An 18849-nucleotide genomic window follows, 5' to 3' on the forward strand; every position below is an offset into this window, starting at 1 on the left:
GCAGGAGCAGGAGCAGGAGCAGGAGCAGGAGCAGGAGCAGGAGCAGGAGCAGGAGCAGGAGCAGGAGCAGGAGCAGGAGCAGGAACTTCCTTGGTCTGTATACCCTTTCGCAGAGCTTCTAAGTGATCCGGGTTGTAGTTAAGCTGCTTTTGAAGATTCGCCCATGAATAGCTCTTGCCTAACTGGGAAGCTTTGAAAGCTATTCCTGTGTATTCGAAAGAGAACCCGTTCATTTTACCTGTGCTTGCGACATTCGCCGTCCAGCCTACTTCTGCTTCTTCCAGCCTCTTGATAAAAGTTAAAAGGTCAGGTGTATCTGCCAAACTTTTGTCAAGAATAATCTGTAATTGCTTCTTATTGCAGGTATTCCCAGTTCTTTCTTCATACATTTCTTCATTCCGGGAAATCTTTTTTGCTTTTTGGGGGATAGCTTTGTTTGCTTCTTTTCCAATATCAGTTGGTTTTAGTGGTTCAAGACCTTTGGTGATAGTGAGATCGTACTTGATTTCAAGCTCCTGAATTATTCGACCACTAACCAAACTCTCGTGCTTACCAAGATGAACTTTACCGTCCACTGAACCTATTCGGTTAGCAATGATGTGTATATGCTGGCCCACACTGTCATCGTGTAATACATAACAACGAAGGTGAGTATCACTAAACCCCATTTGATTCATGTAATCGTCAGCGATCTTTATCCATTGAGCATTTGTAAGTTCATCATTCTTAGGAAGTCTAAGGGAGTTGTGCCATGCTGGTTTTGCGATGTCAGTTCGTCGTTCACTGGCAGTATTGAACTCTGTTATAAGTTCATTTGGACAATCACCTGTCATGTTTCCACCAATAACCACAGGATCTCTTTTATGGTGAGACCCAGGCTTCAACACATACTTTACGACATTAACGAAGCTCTTGTGCCTTTTGATCCGTTGCATTCCTTTCATAGGGATATCTACTCAATAGAAGCTATCAGACACGAACGAAGCTCTTTGATCTGTTTCTTGACTGCGAAGATCTCTGTTTTGGTTAACTCACTATTGCTGCTTTTGGCGTCAAGATGATTTATTAGTTTGTTTAGCTTTTGGGATATGTCAGAAAGTGATTTCCATGCTTCAACATTGATGGCAGGAACAACAGGAGGAAGCCTATCAAGAGAGGTTAATCTGAGCCATTCTCCTTTACTTTTGTTTCCACGATTAGCATTCAGAAGCTCTAATTCGGTTTGATTGAATCGAACACTGACACAGTGTATTCGTAACGATTGAGCAGGGGGGATATGATTGTTGATTGGTTTAAAATCATTTGTATAGGATAAGGTTATTGTATTACTCATAGAAACTCCTTTTCATATGTGTATTCGCTTTATGGTGAGCAATTCCTTTGCATACCTTCTATATTTATAAATTAAATATTTTTTATGTCAATGTTTGCATTGTTTATTTCATATAATATAATCTCTTGAAAACAAAAGGAGATTATGATGAGCATTATAATTATAGATAGTGACTGGGGGGATATCTCAACAAGTGATATCCAGTGTCTAATTAATTCCGCAATAGATTTAATGGACTCATTTTATGGTAAGCCAATTCGTTATGATATCGAAATTAGTAACAATCCGAATATTAATTCTCCAATGGTATATCACAACAGAGGATTGTCAGGGCAATATTATGTGAATTTGACCACTCAAGGAAGCTATTATTCTCAATTATATTACCAATTCTTCCATGAGTATTGCCATATCAGAACTAACTATTTGACTATAGATACTAAATATAGTTGGTTTGAAGAGTCTTTATGTGAATTAGCTTCTATGTTCGGAGTTAAAAAAATGGCATCTGTTTGGAAAAAATCAAAGATTTTACCAAATGCCAAAAATAATTATGGCTATGTCATAGAGAAATATATACAAAAAGTTATAAATAACCCCAAGAAAAATCTTTCCAAACAACAACTATTCAAAAAATGGCTTGATGAAAACATTGAGTATTTAGAACTTGAAAGATACGATAGAGATAAAAATGGAATTGTAGCAAATCAACTTTTATCTCTATTCGAGAGAGAACCAACTTTATGGGAGTTAATGACCTATTGGAATAAATGGGAGATTAACCATAATGACTCAATCTATGAAGCTTTTGATAAATGGTTATCGATTCTTCCTGAAGAAAAAAAAGCAGTAGCCCAAAAATTAATTAATGTGTTTTTATAGACTTCTTTTTTCAACGGAACGGCGAAAAAAGCAAGGGACAAGAGAAGCGGAGCTTCTCTTAGTCATACCTTGCAGATAAATAAAGGTTAAAACACTAATCGGTTTATTAATAATTCATATACTATTTCTTTTATGCATTCGTCGTCAGCAGAAGGATAGCATTCACTTCGTAATGCTGATATATCTTCTTCTGATAACTTATTTATAATATCTTTTTTAATAAAAATTGGTTCTAAGTTGTTTCTTACTTCAAAATAATTCTTGTCAAATATATTGTAAAGAGTAAAAAAAGCTTTTGCGAATAACATCATTCCTTTGTCAAATGTTGCAATAGGTAACGACATATAAGGTTCTAATCGCATAGGTGTGGTTCTAATAACTTTACTCATTTGAACAGGTAAGTGAAATGTGTGGAAGAGAATATAGCAGTCCATATATACATTATAAGCTATTTGATCCTTTGTTTTCTTTTTGGGATTGTCATATTGCTGTTTCTTCAAAAAAGTCGCGGGGGTATCTTTTATATTCGCTTTGTTTCTGTATGAATAAAACAATGCAGTATGAACCAAGAATGGATTAATTAAATGTTGTTTGGATTTGGTGACAGGACCAAAACTTAGGAAATTATCGATGATAACTTTTAAATTTAAATCCTCTATTTCATAAACTCTTCTAAGAAATTGAATTCCACTATTATGGATATCCGTTGATGGATGGTTAAAAGCATCAAGGAAACTCTTTGTAAACTCTTGTCGTTGAAAATTATATCCATAACTCTCAAGTTTTGCTTTTGTTATATAACAATATCGTATGTATTTTTTGGTTTCATCATCAAAAGAAGACGAATTACCTTCTAAGGCCGAGTAGTTTGCACACATTTCATAACCATACAATTTTGCAAACCGACTTGACCAATAGTTACATAACAAATCAGTGCAACAGTTGCTATCTAATGAAATAAGAGATTTTTTCTTATTGAATTCATTTTTAAAGCTATCGAAATCATATATTCTTCTTTTTATTGTATCTATTAAGTATAAATTCTCATTGCGCATTCTATAATCCTTTTAAAAATGATTAAAATAATAGGTATTTAATAAATGCAAACTAAATCTACCCTTTTTTATTGTGTGGATAATGGTATTGACATTTAAAAAAATTAATTTAAAGTTGTTCATTAGTAATTATAAAACATGTGAGGGTATATGAAATCTATTAAAGTTTGCATCTGTATCATCCTTTTTATAATAATTAATGTTTTAGCCTTCAATAACTGGAATAGCACTGAAAATTATGTTGCTTTGTTTAATGTCGCTGTTTTAATCAGCGATATATTTATAACATTATGTGTCGTGGTGTTTGTTTTGGACTTTGTTTTTGATTTTCTCAGGAAAAATCTTTCTGATAAATGAGAAAAGCTTTCTTATCGCACTTGGATATTTTCCAGATAATTTTTCATTTTTTCTGAGACTTAAAAATTCGTTTATGGTAATAAAAATTTTTGCTGTAAGGCAACAGGTTACTACTATAAACTTAGATATCATTAAATAATATGTTTGTGGATCGCTGTCTTTCAAGCCTAAAACAGGGATAATATCAAATTGTTTATTGCCGAAAAATAAATATTCAGAGGCAATAATTCCGGCTGATAGAGCGAGAATTAAATCATTCAGAATTTTGTATGATGCCCTGTGTTTTTGCAATAAATAAATGCCGAATGAAATAATACAAATGGAAGTAAAAAGATACCCTTCGGGGTGCTTTGAAATTAAGCTGTTGTCGATAATAAGGCCAGTTAAAATCCCAATAACTAAAGTGATGTGTATGGCAATAATTATTTTAGCTATTGTTTTCATATATTAATAACATCCGAAGGATAATTTTCCATTGGTTTAATTTAAATAACCATTTTATAATGAAATAAATACAAATTCGACTTATAAATCTTAGTAGGATTCATATAAATGGCTTACACATGTCCCACAAACTTTTCGCCCAATTTTAGCGATTTTCTCCCTTGCTTCTTGTTCAGTAGCACATGTGAAACGATTTTCTTTACTATCTGATTTGTCCATTTTTTTACATATGGATTTTGCCTTTGAATTACATTTATATTCTGAATCTTTTGGATACATATCCCCTTCAAAAAGGTGAAGTTCTCCGGAATCTTTATTTTCTTTAAGTGTGTAAGCTTTCATGTTTTTCCTATTTTATAAAATATAACTCTGTTGTTTATCATTCAAAAAGCCACTTTGCAACTTCGGCTGATTAGGCAAACATTTTTACGGTTACAAGCTTCGAGTTCTATCTACATCCTACTTTCGTGCTTTAAACCATCGTAATTAATGTTCTACCTTCGTCATAGAACTACATATTACCGGGAATAGACATGTGTTGTTTCCCATATGCAGTCGTAAATCCCTATAAATAGTGTATCTATTGAATGGTGGTGAGTAAACAACCAATGCTTAGTTTTTTGCTCTAAGAGGAGTTTGTCATCTGCTTCTATCAAATCACAGCCATACCACCCAGAATGTATGCCATCAGTAAGCAAGAACCTACTTCGCAATCGCTTTCTGCCTCAATTTCAACAATTTGACCATTGAAAAATGGTACTGCTGCATCATCGGCGTATGTGCGTCGAAATTGTCGAGTGTGCTCATGGAGTTATGATGTCCATTTCTTTGAATATAAACCGTTTTGAGCGGCTCAGTGGCCGTTTGTTCCTTCTATTGTCGCATGAAAAAAAGGTACGGCGCAGAAAAATGTCGTCGCTTTACGAGGCATCTTCCGACATTAACTCAATGACTATTTTTCCATGCTCAACGCCCACGCGAACCCGGGAGTGGGTGGTAAACCCAGCCTGTTCAAGCCAGTCTCCTTTTAAGCTCAGCGCTGCATGCACGCTGTAGCGCTTCGGTATCTTGGTATTGCGGTCTTCATGGCGCTTTCTGAAATATCCCACTGTTAAATGGCGATAGGGTTTGTTGATAGCAAGTTCTTGCATAGGGTCTCCCGATAACACGGATAAAAGTCATTACTGATGCCTGTATAAAATACCAGTAATTGTCGGGCGGTGCAGGGCTAAAACTGGAATCAGGCTTCAGAAAACCGCATGCAAAAACTGAAATTCTGCATTGAAAGGTGTATTATTTTTGCACTTTATTGTTCGGTAAGTCGCTATGTCCGGTAAACGAATTTCACGCGAAAAAGAGACCATCGCGAAAATGATCGCGCTGTATCAGAAGCAATGTCCTCAGGCCTCTGTGGAAGAGGGGCACTATCAGGCGCTAAATGCCTATGCCGATAAGCGCCTGGATAAATGCGTTTTCGGGGAGGAAAAGCCTGCCTGTAAACAGTGTCCGGTCCACTGCTACCAGCCTGCCAAACGCGAAGAGATGAAGCAAATTATGCGCTGGGCAGGCCCGCGAATGCTCTGGCGTCACCCCATTCTGACCGTCCGTCATCTGATGGATGATCGTCGTCCCGTACCGGAACTGCCGGAAAAGTATCGTCCGAAAAAGTGACCGGTTCAGCTTCTGAGCGGGCGGCAAATCACGTTCATGGCCAGCGCGCTGCAGAGCGGGAAGAGGGCCAGCAGCAGCCAGGGGAGCATCGCCTGCGTGGAGGGCACCAGGGCGCGATCCAACAGACTGCCAAACAGCAAATTCCCCGTCAGGACCGCGACTCCGCCAGCGGTGGCGAGTGCGCCATAGTGCGCCCCCAGCGTGGACTCTTCGGCAAACCTTGGGATCAGATCCTTTGCCGAGGGTACCAGCAGCATCTGCCCCAGCGTCAACAGCGTCACGAAACAGACCGACGGCAGCAGGCGCAGCCAGCCCTCTGGCGGTGCCGTCGACGCAAACATTGCCACGCTTGCAAAGGCGGCGGAGAGCAGCAAAAAGCCCACCGGCAGGATCCTCACCGCGCCCACGCGCCGGGCGAAACGTGCCAGCGGCAGTTGTAAAGTGATGATCAGAATGGAGGCCAGCATAAAAAGCGGACCGAGATCTTTCTCGTTACCGCCGGAACGCTGGATCTCTACCGGCAGCGCCAGATAGAGCTGGTTATAGCTCAAAAGCCACGAGCTATAGGCAATGATAAAGGCGACAAAGCGGGGCTGGCGGAACGTCGTCCACCAGGGAACGAGCTTCAGCGTCCGCGAGGCGTGGCGTGACGCGGGCAGGCAAAAGTAGAGCACCACCAGCGCAACGATAAAGACCCCTGCGCCCGCCAGCGCCACCTGGCGAAAGCCCAGGCCGGTGAGCAGGGCGCCGGCAACCGGGCCCAGTACCGCACCGAGTTCCCCGCAGACCGCAAAGAGCGCGAACCACTCCGCCCGGCTTCGTTTACCTTTCGCCTCGCTGTGCGTGCCCGCTTTCGCCAGCAATGCTTCAATCGACGGAGAAAACAGCGCGCCGCCCACGCCTGTCAGACACGCGCCCAGAATAATCGGCCACAGCGATCCTCCGAACGCCAGCAGCAGATACCCCGCAACGCGAACAATACAGCCGCTCAGGATAACGACTTTCGCGCCAAACCTGTCCGAGAGCGCACCGCCGACGATAAACATCCCCTGCTGAGAGAAGGTGCGCAGGCCGAGGATCAGCCCGATCAGCCCGCCGGAGAGCAGCATGTCGTCGCGCAGGAATATCGCCAGGAAGGGAACAACGGCGTAAAAGCCGATGTTAAAAACAAACTGGCTACCCAGTAAGACGGGCGGCCAGAGCGTGGTGGCAGGGCGAAGGGGCATCGTTGTTCACTCGCCCCTAAACGATAAAGTGAATGTGCTTTTTGCCATGGAACGGTGAGATCTCAATTTTGGTTTTGACCCGGAAGACGTCCCAGAGCAGCGACTCGGACAGGATGTCCTGCGGTGTTCCCGTCGCCACAATGTGCCCTTTCTGCATCACAATCAGCGAGTCGCAGAACATCGAAGCGTGGTTGAGATCGTGGATGGCGACAACGCTGGTGACCGGTAATTCGCTGATCAACTGCATCAGCTGCATCTGATGATGAATGTCCAGGTGGTTGGTCGGTTCATCCAGCAGGATTTCCGTCGGGGTCTGGGCCAGCGCGCGGGCAATGTGGACGCGCTGTCGCTCGCCGCCGGAGAGGCTCAGCCAGCCCTGCTCACTTTTATCCAGCATATCCACGCGCTGCAGAGCGGCGGTGACGGTCTCGTCATCGTGCGTGCTCCAGTTGGAAAAGGCGGAGTGGTGCGGAATACGTCCAAGTTTCACCACGTCGCGCACGCGCATGTTGGCGTCAGTCATGCCGTGCTGCTCCACGAAGGCGACCCGGCGGGCAAGTTGTTTTTTGGCGATGCGGGTAATGTCCCGTCCGTCCAGGGTGACGCAGCCGGCATCCGGGCGACGCAGCCCCGCGAGGATACGTAAAAGAGACGATTTACCGCAGCCGTTAGGGCCAAGCAGTCCTACCGTTTCGCCCCGTGACACCTTCAGCGAGACGTCATTAACGATGACTTTTTTGCCGACCTTCCAGGTAATATTTTCCGCGCAGATGCTCATCACTTATTCCTTGAACGGTAAATAATCACGGCAAAGAAGGGGACGCCAACCAGCGCGGTGACCACGCCGACGGGCAGGCTTTGCGGTGCTATCAGCATGCGTGAGGCAATGTCTGCCAGCACCATCAGGATCGCGCCTGCCAGCGCGCTGGCAATCAGCAGCGTGCGGTGCAGCGGCCCGAACAGGAAACGCATCACGTGCGGCACCACCAGCCCGACAAAGCCGATTGACCCCGCCATGCTGACGATGGTTGCGGTAATCAGCGCGGTGGTGGTAAAGAGCGCCAGGCGCACCCAGGGAACGGCAATGCCCAGCGACGCGGCGGCGTCGTCACCGAACGTAAAGGCATCCAGCGCCCGGGAATAGTAGAGGCAAATGGCTAACCCAATCAGCACCACGACCAGTGCCAGCTGGAATTCAGGCCAGCGTACGCCGCTGAAGCTGCCCAGCAGCCAGAACATCACGTCGCGCGCCTGCTGGGCGCTGGCGGAGGTGCTGATGGTGTAGGCGGTAATGGCGTTGAAAAGCTGCGAGGCGGCGACGCCTGCCAGAATAGTACGTTCATTCCCGCCGCGCGCGCCGTTCGTCAGAAACGCGACAAATGCAAACGCGGCGAATGCCCCGGCGAAGGCACCGGCAGAAAGGGAGACCGCACCGGTGCCGATCCCCAATACGACAACAGAAACCGCCCCGGTCGACGCGCCCGCGGACACGCCGAGCACGTAGGGTTCCGCCAGCGCGTTCTTCAGCAAGCTCTGCAATACGGCACCGCAGATGGCCAGCCCCGCGCCGCAGCAGGCCGCCACCAGCGCGCGGCTCAGGCGAAAGTCCCAGATGACGCTTTCATAGATGCGAGTGAGCGGAACCTCGGTGAGCCCCATTTTATTGCTGATGGCGTAAAACACGTTATCCAGCGGGATGGACAGCTCGCCGACGCTGACGCTCAGGGCGATCACCAGAAATAGCAGTACCAGGGCGAGCAAAGCCGAGGTCGTCAGAACCAGGCTCTGCCGGGCCTGAAGAACGGCGATTGTCATCAGTTCAGCCCCAGCTTTCTGAGCTGTTCGCCGACCTGCTCAGCCCCGTAAATCGTGCGAATCGTCGGGTTCATGGCCTGACCGTCCATCACCACGATGTGGCCTTTTTTCACCGCGTCCAGCTGGCTGACGGCCGGATCGCTCTTCAGGAATTTGATTTTTTCTTCCGCGTTATCCAGCGCCCAGCGGTTGCGGTCCAGGCTGGAGACCACAATCACATCCGGATTGGCGGCAATAATGCTCTCCCAACCCACGGTTGGCCATTCGGTCTCGGAAGTGATGGCGTTATGCCCGCCCATCAGGCTCGCAATAAACCCGGAGGGGCTATTTTTACCGCCTACGTAGGCGTCCGCAGAGGGGGATGAGCTGGAGAACCAGAAGACAAACGAGAGGTCTTTTTTGTTCTTGCCGAATTCCTTACGCAGGTCGGCCTCACGTTTTTTGAAATCGGCAATCACGGCCTGACCGCGGTCTTCAACGTTAAAGATTTTGGCGAAATCCTCAATCTCCTGATAGAGATACGTCATATCCCACAGTTTCTGGCGGCTGCCGTACATATCGCCCGTGGCTTTTTTGGTCGCGCACATGCCCGGGGACACGTAGCTGTTCACGCCCAGGGTCATCAGATCGTCGCGTTTTGCGACCTTGCTTTCCGGCCCCAGCAACAGCGGCGTTTGGGCGGGGACAAAGTCGGGATTTTGCGCAAGCACGGATTCAAGGGTAGGGATTTCAACCGTCAGGGTTTTGATTTTTGCGTTCTGTTCCGCGAGCTGCGGCAACACTTTCGTCGGCCAGAAGGCGCTGGCCTTCACCTTATCTTCCAGCCCCAGCAGGAGCAAGATTTCGACGGTATTCTGGCCCAGGGCCACGACGCGTTCCGGCGCTTTGGTGAATGTCTCTTTATAGCCACAGTTTTCAATGGTCAGAGGATATGTGGTTGCCAGAGCAGAACTGACCGACGCAACCGCCAGGCCTAACGCGCAGATGACCTTCTTCATGAAACGCTACCCTTGATTAATATTATTATTGATGCAAATGAAACTCATTATTAAGGCGGAATTTTATACAGAGGAAACGATTTTGTGTCAATGAGGGACAATTGCGCAGGGTAACGAAAGGCGGTGTCAGAGCAACACCGCCGGATTGGGGGGCTTAAACCAGGCTCTCTTTATCGATCCCGAGACGCTTCATGCGCGACAGCAGGGTAGTGCGTTTTAATCCTAAACGCTGGGCGGCACCTTTTGGCCCGGCGACCACGCCGTTGGTCTCTTTGAGTACGCGCATAATGAGCTGATATTCATCTTCTCCCTCTTTCGCTGTCTCGGCGGCGGGCACGGTCACGTCAGGCAGCGTCACTTCAGGCAGTGAGAGCTGCAGGACATTCCCGCGCGTCAGCAGCACCGCACGCTCGATGACGTTTTCCAGCTCGCGCACGTTGCCGGGCCACTCCATCGATGAAAGGGTACGTAACGTCTCGGCAGGAATGCTGTCGATATTTCGCCCCATCCGTCGCGCGATCTTGGCGGTAAACGCTTTGACCAGCAGGGGAATATCTTCCGGGCGCTCGCGCAACGGCGGCAGGAAGATCGGGAACACGTTCAGGCGATAGTAGAGATCACTGCGAAACTCGCGGTCGGCGACCATCTTTTTCAGGTCGCGGTTGGTCGCGGCAATCAGCCGCACGTCAGTCTGGATAAGCTTGTTGCTGCCAAGACGTTCAAACTCCTGCTCCTGCAGGACGCGCAGCAGTTTCGGCTGTAGCTCCAGCGGCATATCGCCCACTTCGTCGAGGAACAGCGAGCTTTTGTCCGCCAGCTCAAACCGGCCCAGCCGCTGGCTGCTTGCCCCGGTAAAGGCACCTCGTTCGTGGCCGAACAGGTCGCTTTCCAGCAGCCCTGCGGGCATCGCGGCGCAGTTCATCTTCACCATCCGACGGCTGTTGCGGTTGCTCAGGTTGTGGATGGCGCGGGCAATCAGCTCTTTACCCGTACCGGTTTCGCCCAGAATCAGTACCGTGCTGTCGCTTTGCGCCACCATCTCAACCTGCTTGAGCACGTTGTACATGGCGTCGCTACGTCCGATGATTTCACCAAACTCGCTGTCCACGTTGTTGAGCTGTTCGGTCAGGGCCAGGTTCTCATCCACCAGCCGCTCCTTCAGACGATGAATTTCCTGATAGGCGAGGGCGTTATCCAGGGCGATGGAAATACGCTCGGCGATCTGACGCAGCAGCTTCAGGTTGGCGGTGGTAAAGACGCCTTCCTCGCACTGCGCCAGCTTAAGCACGCCCAGCATGGTGTTGCCGGACATCAGCGGCAGCAGGCACAGGGTCTGAATTTTGTTACCCCAGGTGTTAAACAGCATCCGCTCGTACGGTGCCACCGGATCCTGTTCGTTGAGGTTGATCAGGAGGATCTCTTTGCTTTTGAAGACCCGCTCCGAAAGGGTCCCCGCTTCATCCACTTCGCTCTGCTCGTGTGCCGGGTTGGCTTCATCGAGATAATGCGTAGAGTAGATGTTCAGCTTGCCCTTGCGATGGCCGCGAAGCGCGATGCTGATGGCATCGATTTTGAAATAGTGATGGATCTCTTTCGACACTTCGCTGACCAGTTCGTCCATATCGAGCCGTGACAGTACGGCGTTGGTGATGGCGACCAGAATGCGGAAGTTGTCGCGTTCGCGGCTCAGCAGGTCGTAATCCACATTATTGGTCACGCGGCTTTGGATCTGCTCCGCAACGACGGCCACAATCTGGGTAAAGGTGTGCAGGCGTTCGTATTCCGCCTCGCTCCAGGGCTGGTCGGTCGTGCGGATAAACTCGCAGCCGCCAAAAATCTGACCCTCTGCTGCCAGCGGCAGCATGCAGTAATGCCCGAACGGCTGATAGAGGTTACTCTCCGCGAGCCGCGGCCACGCCTGCCGGAACTCCTCAAAGTTACAGTGCAGCACTTCAGGTCGGGAGAGAATGCGGCGCACCGGGCCATGCGCGAGATACGTTTCGTCTTCGTATTCAAACGTTTTGCCATTGTCACGCGTTGAGTAGTAGCTCGCGCGGTGCGTTCCGCTATGCCACAGTACAATCGCGGCGCTGTCGGCCAGCGCCGACTGCCTGACCAGCCGCGTCAGGGCATCGCTCAGCGCGCCGAGATCGGGCTGCTGTAAAAGTGTGCGCGTGATATCAAACAGGCCCTGCTGTCCAAGATCGCTCATCGGTGTATACGGCATTATTGCTTTCCAATAGAAACTGGCAAAAAAGAGACATTCAGTGCTGACCGCTTATGGCGCGGCTCTAGCAAATTCGGGGTAACGGTTCCGCGTGCGGCAGGTCCAGCGTGCGCTTCACGCCGTAAAGTCCGGTCAGGCGCACCCCCTTGCGCTCAACCACTTCGCCGATGATGGCGGCCTCTTTCCCTAATGGATGCGCGCGCAGCTCTGCAAGAACGGCTTCCGCCGCCGTGCGTTCCACGCCGATCACCAGCTTGCCTTCGTTAGCAAAGTTCAGTGGGTCAAGTCCCAATAGTTCGCACAGCCCGCGCACGGCAGCTTTTACAGGCAGGCCACGCTCGGTCAGTTCAATTCCGCACCCGCTGCTTGCGGCGAATTCGTGAACCACCGCATTCACCCCGCCACGGGTGGCATCACGCAAGGCCTTCACGCCGGGAATAGCACACAGCGTCTGAATCAGCGGGGTGAGCACCGCGCAGTCGCTGCGCAGTTCACCGTCCAGCCCTAAGCCTTCGCGCAGGTTAAGGATAGTCGCTCCGTGGCAGCCCAACGTGCCGGTTACCAGCAGCACGTCGCCTGCGCTAAGCCGCTGTGCGCCCCAGTGAATGTTGGCGGGGATAGCCCCCATTCCGGCGGTGTTGATAAACAGCTTATCGGCCGCACCGCGCTGGACCACTTTGGTGTCCCCGGTGACGATAGCGATACCCGCCTCGCGCGCGGTGTGTGCCATGCTGTTGACCACGGCCGTGAGCGTCTCCATCGGTAATCCCTCTTCAAGGATAAACCCGCAGGAGAGGTAGCGCGGGAGGGCGCCGCTGACGGCGACGTCGTTCGCCGTGCCGCAGACGGCGAGCTTGCCGATATCGCCGCCCGGGAAGAACAGCGGATCGATGACATAGCTGTCGGTGGAGAAGGCCAGTCGGTCGCCCTGGGCGGTGAGGGTGGCGAGGTCAATGCGCGCCTGGTCTTCCTGCTCGGCGAGCCAGGGGTTGTTAAAGGCCTCCATGAACAGCCGGTTAATCAGCTGCTGCATCGCCTGTCCACCGCTTCCGTGCGCCATTTCCACCGTGTTCATGCTTCACACTCCTGGTTGCGATATTGATACCACGCGGCGCATGCCCCTTCGGAGGAGACCATCAGCGCGCCAAACGCCGTTTGCGGGTTACAGGTATTGCCAAATAACGGGCACTGATGCGGTTTGCATTTGCCAGTGAGCACCTCGCCACAGCGGGCCCGGGGATCGTCGCAAACCTGCTGCGGCTGCGGGCGGAAATGCGCTTCGGCGTCGAACGCGCGATAGGCTGGCATCAGGCACACGCCGGATTCAGCAATCAGTCCCAGGCCGCGCCATTCGCTGTCGCCCTCAACGCTAAACACGTCGGCTATCGCCTGCTGCGCTCGTTCATTTCCCGCATCCGGCACCACGCGGCGGTACTGATTTTCCACGGTACTCAGGGCCGCTATTTTCTGCTCAACCAGCATGGTGACACCTTGCAGTAGATCAAGTGGTTCGAAACCAGCCACCACTAACGGACGATTGTACTGTTCAGCGATAAAACCGTAGGCGTCTGTGCCAATCACCATGCTGACGTGGCCCGGTGCCAGAAAGGCGTCAATGCCGTTGCCTGGCTCTTCCAGCAGGCTGCGCAGGGTGGGGATGAGCGTAATGTGCTGGCAGAAGAAGAAAAAGTTATCGACGCCGCGCGCTTTCGCCTGCTGCAGCGTGATGGCGGTGGCGGGCATGGTGGTTTCAAACCCCAGGCCAAAGAACACCACCTTGCGCCCGGGGTTATCCGCTGCCAGCGTCAGGGCATCCATCGGCGAATAGACAATCCGGATGTCTGCGCCGCGCGCTTTCGCCTGTAGCAGCGAACCATTTTTCCCCGGCACGCGCATCGCGTCGCCAAAGGTGCAGAAAATGACGTCGGGCTGGCTGGCAATTTCAATACAGCTGTCGATGCGCCCCATCGGCAGCACGCAGACCGGGCAGCCGGGGCCGTGGATAAACTCAATGTTTTCCGGCAGCAGCTGGTCGAGGCCAAATTTGAAGATCGCGTGCGTGTGCCCGCCGCACACCTCCATGATCCGCAGCGGCCTTTCTTTCGTGTAGTCCAGCCGCGCTGCGCGCGTTTTCAGGTGGCCGATAAGCTGTAGCACCTGCTCCGGCGCGCGGTATTCATCAACGTAACGCATGATTACCGCTCCTCGCCGTACAGCAGCGCGCCGACGTCCGGCTCCACGTCGAACATGTTTTGCAACGCATCCAGCGTGTCGCGGGCTTCCGCTTCGTTAATCACGCTCATGGCAAACCCCACGTGGACCAGCACCCACTGGCCGAGACGCGACGCGCCCGTTTCATCGGTGCTGCCCACCAGCGTCAGGTCGACGTCGCGCAGGATGCCGCAAACCTCGACTTTGGCCTGATTACCGTTGAGGGAATGGATTTGTCCCGGTACGCCTATGCACATCGTTCGTTCTCCAGCCAGCGTAACCAGCCGTCCATGCCGTCGCCGCGCGTGGCGGAGACCAGCAGGATCTCAATCTCCGGGTTCACCTCGCGGGCATACGCCAGGCACTTATCCACGTCGAAATTCAGGTACGGCAGCAGGTCGACTTTGTTCAGCAGCATGACGGACGCGGCGGCAAACATGTGCGGGTACTTCAGCGGCTTGTCTTCGCCTTCGGTCACTGAAAGCACCGCCACCTTGTGTCGTTCGCCGAGGTCGAAGCTCGCCGGGCAGACGAGGTTGCCAACGTTTTCAATAAACAGGATGCCGTTATCTGCCAGCGGCAGGCGCGGGGCGGCGTCGGCAATCATCTGCGCATCCAGGTGGCAGCCTTTGCCTGTGTTGACCTGAATCGCCGGGGTGCCGGTTTCGCGAATGCGCGCCGCGTCGTTAACGGTTTGCTGGTCGCCTTCGATCACCGCGCAGGAGACGCGCCCGTTCAGGCGCTTGAGCGTTTCGGTCAGCAGCGTGGTTTTACCGGAACCTGGGCTGGAGACCAGGTTCAGCGCCAGCTGTTTGCGGGTGGCAAAGCGGGCGCGGTTGCGGGCGGCGAGCTGGTTATTTTTGTCCAGCACGTTGATTTCCACCTCCAGCATCTGGCGCTGGCTCATGCCCGGCGCGTGGGTGCCTGCTTCGCCGTGGCCGTAATGCAGGTCGCCCGCATCGGAGCGTTGCGGCGCAAAGGTAATGCCGGTCAGGGCTGCCGCAGGGCGTGGGGCGGGTGAAAAGGGCGCGGAGCGAAACGCGGAGTGGGGGCGGTGTTCATCCCCTTCTATATACAGGTTGCCTTCGGCGCAACCGCAGGTACTACACATACTTTACTCCTTCTCGATTTCGAGGCGTTGGATCTGCATGCCGTCATCCGCCACGATGCGCAGACCGCCGCTCTGACACTGCGGGCAGCGCTGTACCTTCGATGACAGCAGGGTGACGTACTGCTGACACTGCTCGCACCAGCACTCCGCCTGCTGTTCTTCAATATGCAGTTCGCAGCCTTCCGCCAGCGTGCCGCGGCAGACCAGCTCAAAACAGAAGGTCAGGGCGCTGGTCTCGACGCAGGAAAACGCTCCGACCTTCAGCCAGACGCCGGTGACGCGCTTCGCGTGGTTTTGCACTGCCTGCTGTTCGATAAGTTCCAGAGCCCGCTGGCAGAGGGTGATTTCGTGCATGACGCCTCCTCAATGAATTGCCCCGGTAATGCAATAACAGTGCCAGCTTGGTTTTTGTTAAGGCGTGACGATGTCAACGCTGTCGAAATGACACGTCGACACCGCGGTGATGACAGCGGTTTTTCAGTTTAATCCCTTTAAAATCAGCAAAATAAAAACTGGCATGGAATCTGCTTAACAGCCGCTATCTCCATTAAACGGATACCTTCTATGACTATTTGGGAAATCAGCGAAAAAGCAGATTACATCGCGCAGCGTCATCAACAGTTACAGGACCAGTGGCACCTTTACTGCAACTCGCTGGTTCAGGGCATTACCTTGTCGAAAGCGCGTCTTCACCACGCGATGAGCTGCGCGGCGCAGGGGGATATGCGCTTTGTCCTCTTCGGCCATTTCACCATCAACGTGACCCTGGCGGATAACTTCAACAGCCACACCATTGAGTACTACCTCGAGACAAAAGACGGCGAAAAACAGTGTATTGCGAAGGCGCAGCTGATGGCCGACGGCATGGTGGACGGCCACGTCAGCAACCGCGATCGCCAGCAGGTGCTGGAGCACTATCTGGAAAAAATCGCGCCGGTTTATAACGGCCTGTACGCCGCCGTTGAGCACGATCTTCCGGTCAACCTGAAGCAGCTGATGGATGGAAATGCCTCAGCGAACGTGGCCTGACCCATGCGTGTCGAGAAGTGTCGACAAGACAGCTTTTCGACAAAAATGACTATCACCAGAGGATAACCCGGTGAACCGTTTTGTAATTGCTGACTCGACGGTCTGCATTGGCTGTCGAACCTGTGAGGCGGCGTGTTCGGAAACGCATCGCCTGCATGGGCTGCAGTCCATGCCGCGCCTGCACGTCATGCGTAATGAAAAAGAGTCTGCCCCGCAGCTCTGCCATCACTGTGAAGATGCCCCGTGCGCGGGCGTCTGTCCTGTAAATGCCATCACCCGCGTGGATGGCGCAGTCCAGCTGAACGAAAGCCTGTGCGTAAGCTGCAAGCTGTGCGGCATTGCCTGCCCGTTCGGCGCGATTGAATTTTCCGGCAGCCGCCCGCTGCATATTCCGGCCAATGCCAACTCGCCTAAAGCCCCGCCCGCGCCGCCGGCGCCTGCACGCGTCAGCACACTGCTGGACTGGGTGCCCGGCATCCGTGCCGTGGCGGTGAAGTGCGACCTGTGCAGCTTCGATGAACAGGGCCCGGCCTGCGTACGGACCTGTCCGACGAAAGCGCTGATTCTGGTTAACATTCGCGACATCGCCCGTACCAGCAAGCGCAAGCGCGAGCTGACCATCAACAGTGATTTTGGCGACCTTTCTCTGCTACAGGCGCTTAACGAGGGGGCGAAATGAACGCGGCCATGATGATTACCGGCGCGGTAGCCTGTTTTATTGCCGCAGCTATTCTGGCGCCGATCTTCTCCTTCCATAAAACCCTGAGCGGCGGAATTGCCGGGATCGGCGGGGCGGCAGGTAGCCTGTTGACGCTGGCGGCAGGCGGCGTTGTTCTGCTCGGCGGACAATCCGTTGACACCCTCATACCGCTGGTTCGCCACACCGTTGAGATTACGCCGCTGAACGCCCTCTGGCTGGTGACGTTTGGCCTGTGCGGGCTGTTTATCAGCCTGTTCAATATCGAGTGGCATCGCCACCCGCACGCTAAAGCCAACGGCCTGCTGGTGAACCTGCTGATGGCGACGGCGGTCTGTACCGTTACCGCCAGCAACCTCGGCGCGCTGGTGGTGATGGCGGAAATCATGGCGCTCTGCGGCGTGTTCCTGACGGGCTGTAGCGCCTCCGGAAAATTGTGGTTTGCGCTGGGACGCCTCGGGACGCTGCTGCTGGCGCTGGCCTGCTGGCTGGTGTGGCAGCGCTTCGGCACGCTGGACTTCGCTGCGCTTAACGGGCATCCGCTGGGGAATGACGTCTGGCTGCTGGGCGTGCTCGGCTTTGGCCTGCTCGCCGGAATCATCCCGCTGCACGGCTGGGTGCCGCAGGCGCATGCGAATGCTTCCGCGCCCGCCGCCGCGCTGTTTTCGGTGGTGGTAATGAAGGTCGGTCTGTTTGGGATCCTGGCGATTACGCTGACCGGCGGACAACCGCCGCTGTGGTGGGGCGTGGTGCTGTTGATTGCGGGCATGATCACCGCCTTCGTCGGCGGCCTGTACGCGCTGATGGAGCACAATATCCAGCGTCTTCTGGCGTACCACTCGCTGGAGAATATCGGCATCATTCTGCTCGGCATTGGCGCGGGCGTGACCGGGCTGGCGCTGAATCAACCGGCGCTGATTGCGGCCGGTTTTATCGGCGGTCTTTATCACCTGATCAACCACAGCCTGTTTAAAAGCACCCTGTTCCTCGGGGCGGGCAGCGTCTGGTTCCGCACCGGCCATCGGGATATCGAAAAGCTCGGTGGGATTGGCAAAAAGATGCCGGTGATTTCACTGGCGATGCTGGTCGGGCTGATGGCGATGGCCGCGCTGCCGCCGCTGAACGGCTTTGCCGGGGAGTGGGTGATCTATCAGTCCTTCTTCGCCCTCGGTCAGAGCGAGGCGTTTATCGCCCGTCTGCTGGGGCCGCTGCTGGCGGTCGGGCTGGCGATTACCGGGGCGCTGGCGGTGATGTGCATGGCGAAAGTTTATGGCGTGACCTTCCTCGGCGCACCGCGTACGCGTGAGGCTGAGAATGCCTGCTGCGCACCGCTACTGATGGGCGTAAGCGTGGTCGCGCTGGCGCTGTGCTGCATCGCGGGCGGCGTCGCCGCACCGTGGCTGCTGCCGCTGCTGGGCAATGCCATTCCGCTGCCGCTGACCGCGGCGAATACCACCGTTTCCCAGCCCATGATCGCGCTGCTGCTGATCGGCGCACCGCTGCTGCCGCTGGTTCTGATGCTGTTCTTCAAACGCGACCGGCTCACCTCCCGCTCGCGCGGTGCAGCATGGGCCTGCGGCTACGAACACGAACAGTCGATGGTCATCACCGCCCACGGTTTCGCTATGCCGGTGAAAGAGAACTTTGCCGCCGTGCTGAAGCTGCGCCACTGGCTGAACCCGGTGCGCTGGGTACCCGGCTGGCAGAGCGCTGCCGCACCCGCGCTGTTCCGCCGTCTGGCGGTTATCGAGCTGGCGGTGCTGGTGATCGTTGTGATTTCACGAGGAGCCTGA

General features: G+C 52.8%; 21 protein-coding genes. 5 read left to right on the forward strand and 16 right to left on the reverse strand.

The window, feature by feature from the left end:
- Together BFG58_RS23545 and BFG58_RS18855 are read right to left on the reverse strand one after the other, a co-directional pair.
- The coding region (locus BFG58_RS23545; protein WP_083261541.1) for a relaxase/mobilization nuclease domain-containing protein at positions 1 to 944 on the reverse strand (944 nt) is incomplete at its 3' end.
- Positions 945 to 952: 8 nt separating this feature from the next.
- Entirely contained in the window at positions 953 to 1333 is a 381-nt protein-coding gene (locus tag BFG58_RS18855; protein ID WP_069720334.1) for a hypothetical protein, read from the reverse strand.
- Between the two features lie 144 nt (positions 1334 to 1477).
- On the opposite strand from BFG58_RS18855, the gene BFG58_RS18860 reads away from it, so the two are divergent.
- The gene (locus BFG58_RS18860) at positions 1478 to 2215 is read left to right on the forward strand and encodes a hypothetical protein (protein WP_139125329.1); all 738 of its coding nucleotides are present in this window, start codon (positions 1478 to 1480) and stop codon (positions 2213 to 2215) included.
- Between the two features lie 86 nt (positions 2216 to 2301).
- On the opposite strand, the gene BFG58_RS18865 is transcribed toward BFG58_RS18860, so the two are convergent.
- The 4 genes from BFG58_RS18865 to BFG58_RS18875 all read right to left on the reverse strand — a co-directional run bounded on the left by BFG58_RS18865 (position 2302) and on the right by BFG58_RS18875 (position 5222).
- Entirely contained in the window at positions 2302 to 3270 is a 969-nt protein-coding gene (locus BFG58_RS18865) for a hypothetical protein (RefSeq protein WP_069720336.1), read from the reverse strand.
- Between the two features lie 288 nt (positions 3271 to 3558).
- A complete protein-coding gene (locus tag BFG58_RS18870; RefSeq protein WP_069720337.1) occupies positions 3559 to 4071 on the reverse strand; it encodes a hypothetical protein in 513 nt (170 codons plus the stop codon).
- Between the two features lie 90 nt (positions 4072 to 4161).
- Positions 4162 to 4413, reverse strand: coding sequence for a hypothetical protein (locus BFG58_RS23550; RefSeq protein ID WP_072025488.1), 252 nt, complete (start codon positions 4411 to 4413; stop codon positions 4162 to 4164).
- Positions 4414 to 4991: 578 nt separating this feature from the next.
- Positions 4992 to 5222, reverse strand: a complete 231-nt coding sequence (locus tag BFG58_RS18875; protein WP_045908493.1) for a SymE family type I addiction module toxin — start codon at positions 5220 to 5222, stop codon at positions 4992 to 4994.
- A 175-nt stretch (positions 5223 to 5397) separates the two neighbouring features.
- Between BFG58_RS18875 and BFG58_RS18880 the strand changes: the two genes are divergently transcribed.
- Positions 5398 to 5742 carry a nitrous oxide-stimulated promoter family protein gene (locus tag BFG58_RS18880; RefSeq protein WP_008499590.1) on the forward strand — a complete coding sequence of 115 codons (345 nt, stop codon included), beginning with the start codon at positions 5398 to 5400 and terminating at the stop codon, positions 5740 to 5742.
- A gap of 5 nt (positions 5743 to 5747) precedes the next feature.
- Here the strand turns inward: BFG58_RS18880 and BFG58_RS18885 are convergent, their stop codons facing one another.
- From BFG58_RS18885 to hypA, 10 genes are all read right to left on the reverse strand, one after another.
- Positions 5748 to 6968, reverse strand: a complete 1221-nt coding sequence (locus BFG58_RS18885) for an MFS transporter (protein WP_048029224.1) — start codon at positions 6966 to 6968, stop codon at positions 5748 to 5750.
- Positions 6969 to 6984: 16 nt separating this feature from the next.
- Complete coding sequence (locus BFG58_RS18890) at positions 6985 to 7746, reverse strand: ABC transporter ATP-binding protein (protein ID WP_069720338.1); 762 nt, start codon at positions 7744 to 7746, stop codon at positions 6985 to 6987.
- Positions 7746 to 8783 (reverse strand): iron ABC transporter permease, encoded by a 1038-nt coding sequence (locus tag BFG58_RS18895; protein ID WP_045908496.1) that lies wholly within the window; start codon positions 8781 to 8783, stop codon positions 7746 to 7748. The genes BFG58_RS18890 and BFG58_RS18895 overlap by 1 nt, the downstream gene beginning before the upstream one ends.
- Positions 8783 to 9781, reverse strand: coding sequence for an ABC transporter substrate-binding protein (locus BFG58_RS18900; RefSeq protein ID WP_048029226.1), 999 nt, complete (start codon positions 9779 to 9781; stop codon positions 8783 to 8785). The genes BFG58_RS18895 and BFG58_RS18900 overlap by 1 nt, the downstream gene beginning before the upstream one ends.
- Before the next feature lie 154 nt (positions 9782 to 9935).
- Positions 9936 to 12008, reverse strand: coding sequence for a formate hydrogenlyase transcriptional activator FlhA (gene flhA / locus BFG58_RS18905; RefSeq protein ID WP_063622356.1), 2073 nt, complete (start codon positions 12006 to 12008; stop codon positions 9936 to 9938).
- Between the two features lie 64 nt (positions 12009 to 12072).
- Positions 12073 to 13083, reverse strand: a complete 1011-nt coding sequence (gene hypE, locus BFG58_RS18910; protein ID WP_069720339.1) for a hydrogenase expression/formation protein HypE — start codon at positions 13081 to 13083, stop codon at positions 12073 to 12075.
- Positions 13080 to 14201, reverse strand: coding sequence for a hydrogenase formation protein HypD (gene hypD, locus BFG58_RS18915; protein WP_048029229.1), 1122 nt, complete (start codon positions 14199 to 14201; stop codon positions 13080 to 13082). Before hypD ends, hypE begins: the two co-directional genes overlap by 4 nt.
- Positions 14202 to 14203: 2 nt before the next feature.
- Positions 14204 to 14476, reverse strand: a complete 273-nt coding sequence (locus tag BFG58_RS18920) for a HypC/HybG/HupF family hydrogenase formation chaperone (RefSeq protein ID WP_008499582.1) — start codon at positions 14474 to 14476, stop codon at positions 14204 to 14206.
- Positions 14467 to 15330 carry a hydrogenase nickel incorporation protein HypB gene (gene hypB / locus BFG58_RS18925; RefSeq protein WP_069720340.1) on the reverse strand — a complete coding sequence of 288 codons (864 nt, stop codon included), beginning with the start codon at positions 15328 to 15330 and terminating at the stop codon, positions 14467 to 14469. Before hypB ends, BFG58_RS18920 begins: the two co-directional genes overlap by 10 nt.
- 3 nt (positions 15331 to 15333) lie before the next feature.
- Complete coding sequence (hypA, locus tag BFG58_RS18930; protein WP_039265546.1) at positions 15334 to 15684, reverse strand: hydrogenase maturation nickel metallochaperone HypA; 351 nt, start codon at positions 15682 to 15684, stop codon at positions 15334 to 15336.
- Positions 15685 to 15894: 210 nt separating this feature from the next.
- Between hypA and hycA the strand changes: the two genes are divergently transcribed.
- From hycA to hycC, 3 genes are all read left to right on the forward strand, one after another.
- Positions 15895 to 16359, forward strand: a complete 465-nt coding sequence (hycA, locus tag BFG58_RS18935) for a formate hydrogenlyase regulator HycA (RefSeq protein WP_032653166.1) — start codon at positions 15895 to 15897, stop codon at positions 16357 to 16359.
- Positions 16360 to 16429: 70 nt separating this feature from the next.
- Entirely contained in the window at positions 16430 to 17038 is a 609-nt protein-coding gene (locus BFG58_RS18940) for a 4Fe-4S dicluster domain-containing protein (protein ID WP_023308971.1), read from the forward strand.
- Positions 17035 to 18849: a formate hydrogenlyase subunit 3 gene (gene hycC / locus BFG58_RS18945; protein ID WP_069720341.1), complete on the forward strand. Its 1815-nt coding sequence runs from the start codon at positions 17035 to 17037 to the stop codon at positions 18847 to 18849. Before BFG58_RS18940 ends, hycC begins: the two co-directional genes overlap by 4 nt.

Origin of the sequence: Enterobacter sp. ku-bf2 (assembly GCF_001742765.1) — a bacterium.
GTDB lineage: Bacteria > Pseudomonadota > Gammaproteobacteria > Enterobacterales > Enterobacteriaceae > Enterobacter > Enterobacter quasiroggenkampii.